Source organism: Pseudomonas sp., from assembly GCF_050739655.1.
In the GTDB taxonomy this organism is placed as follows: Bacteria; Pseudomonadota; Gammaproteobacteria; order Pseudomonadales; family Pseudomonadaceae; genus Aquipseudomonas.
Genome location: NZ_JBOIBY010000671.1, coordinates 1 through 1,716 on the forward strand (window position 1 = coordinate 1; position 1,716 = coordinate 1,716).

General features: G+C 54.5%; 4 protein-coding genes and 1 tRNA gene. 4 read left to right on the plus strand and 1 reads right to left on the minus strand.

Features of this window, described 5'->3' with window-relative positions; translation table 11 throughout:
• The 4 genes from ACRESJ_RS31630 to ACRESJ_RS31645 all read left to right on the plus strand — a co-directional run.
• A partial coding sequence (locus ACRESJ_RS31630; RefSeq protein ID WP_431761417.1) for a hypothetical protein occupies positions 1-189 on the plus strand: 189 nt, incomplete at its 5' end.
• Between the two features lie 3 nt (positions 190-192).
• Entirely contained in the window at positions 193-495 is a 303-nt protein-coding gene (gene ihfA, locus ACRESJ_RS31635) for an integration host factor subunit alpha (RefSeq protein ID WP_002553164.1), read from the plus strand.
• On the plus strand, positions 476-832 hold the full coding sequence (locus ACRESJ_RS31640) for a MerR family transcriptional regulator (RefSeq protein WP_003179985.1): 357 nt from the start codon (positions 476-478) through the stop codon (positions 830-832). Before ihfA ends, ACRESJ_RS31640 begins: the two co-directional genes overlap by 20 nt.
• 89 nt (positions 833-921) lie before the next feature.
• Positions 922-998 (plus strand) — tRNA-Pro (locus ACRESJ_RS31645).
• Positions 999-1,067: 69 nt separating this feature from the next.
• Here ACRESJ_RS31645 and ACRESJ_RS31650 read toward each other — a convergent pair.
• The coding region (locus ACRESJ_RS31650; protein ID WP_431761418.1) for a tyrosine-type recombinase/integrase at positions 1,068-1,716 on the minus strand (649 nt) is incomplete at its 5' end.

Here is a 1,716-nt window from a genome sequence, read left to right on the forward strand (position 1 = left end):
TGGCTGACAGACCTCAGGCTATTTGACGTGTATCAGGGTAAAGGCATTGATCCTGATAGAAAAAGCCTCGCAGTCGGCTTGACCTGGCAGCATCCATCGCGCACTCTTAATGACGATGAGGTGAATACCGCAACGCAAAACATCCTCACCTCGCTTGAACAAAGGTTGAACGCCACGTTAAGGAAGTGACGTATGGGGGCTCTGACGAAAGCTGAGATGGCGGAACGTCTGTATGAAGAGCTGGGCCTGAATAAACGGGAGGCCAAGGAATTGGTCGAACTGTTTTTTGAAGAAATCAGGCACGCTCTTGAAGACAACGAACAAGTCAAATTGTCCGGTTTCGGCAATTTCGACCTTCGGGACAAACGCCAGCGGCCTGGCCGCAATCCGAAAACGGGGGAAGAAATCCCGATCACGGCTCGCCGTGTGGTCACCTTTCGTCCAGGGCAGAAGTTGAAGGCCCGAGTTGAGGCTTATGCTGGAACCAAGTCATAACGACGAGCTCCCCGTCATCCCGGGCAAACGCTACTTCACCATTGGTGAAGTCAGCGAGCTGTGTGCGGTCAAACCACACGTGCTGCGCTACTGGGAGCAGGAGTTTCCTCAGCTCAACCCTGTCAAACGCCGCGGAAACCGCCGGTATTATCAGCGCCAGGACGTGCTGATGATCCGGCAGATTCGCGCGCTTCTTTACGATCAGGGGTTCACCATCGGCGGCGCACGCTTGCGTTTGTCCGGCGATGAAGCCAAAGACGACACCACCCAATACAAACAAATGATCCGCCAGATGATCGCCGAGCTCGAAGATGTTCTGGTGGTGCTCAAGAAATAAATTCCTGCTTTTAAATACTTCCAGTTTTCAAAAGCTTGCGATATATTCTTGAGCGTTCCTCGAGGTGAGGAACAGGTTTCACGCCTAGTCGGGGCGTAGCGCAGTCCGGTAGCGCACTAGCATGGGGTGCTAGGGGTCGAGTGTTCGAATCACTCCGTCCCGACCATATTTTTCAATGACTTAGCCCAACTTTAGCGAGCTGGGCTTTTTCATGTGTAGGGAGTTTTGCGGGGGTTCATCCCGTTTTTCTCCTCAAGATGGTCAGCGCCGGTCCTCGCGAATCGGTTGCCGACACTTTGTTCGCCTCCATAATCAACTGCTCCAGCTCTGCGGTAGAATAGTGGCTCGTAACGCTGCCATTCTTGTGCCCCAAGAGCGCCTTCCGATCTTCTAGTGTCACGCCCGCTGCACGAAGCCTTCTGCCAAAGGTGTGTTTGAGGTCGTGAATCCTGATCGATCTGAACCCAGGGTGTGCCGGTGAATTGTGTTCCATTTCCCACTTCGCCGCCGCTCTCACCCTGGCTTTCTTCCACGCTGTGTCATTCATCCGGTGCATTGGGGTAGGACCGCGTTCGTCCGGTTGTCCATACGGGAAAACGTACTTCGAGTGCAGGCCGCGCTGGCCGTCGATGACTGACATCGCCACCTTGTTCAGCACCACCAGCCTCTCGTCGCCGTTCTTCACGCCAGATTTTTCACTCCGCCCGCCAAAGTCAGCAGGAATCAGGAACACACTCGCTCCCAGTTCCGGCACCCTAATCTCCCAATCCCATTGAAGCTTGCAGACTTCCTGTTCCCGGCAGCCCGTGTTCACTTTGTAGAGCGACATCCTCAACAGGTGATCCGGAATCTCCGAGAACAGCATCGACTGCTCTGCCCAGGAC

What these genes read in the sequence shown, in the direction of transcription:
- ACRESJ_RS31640 (WP_003179985.1), top strand. Translation starts at nt 476, where the DNA reads ATGCTGGAACCAAGTCATAACGACGAGCTCCCCGTCATCCCGGGCAAA.
- ihfA (WP_002553164.1), top strand. Translation starts at nt 193, where the DNA reads ATGGGGGCTCTGACGAAAGCTGAGATGGCGGAACGTCTGTATGAAGAG.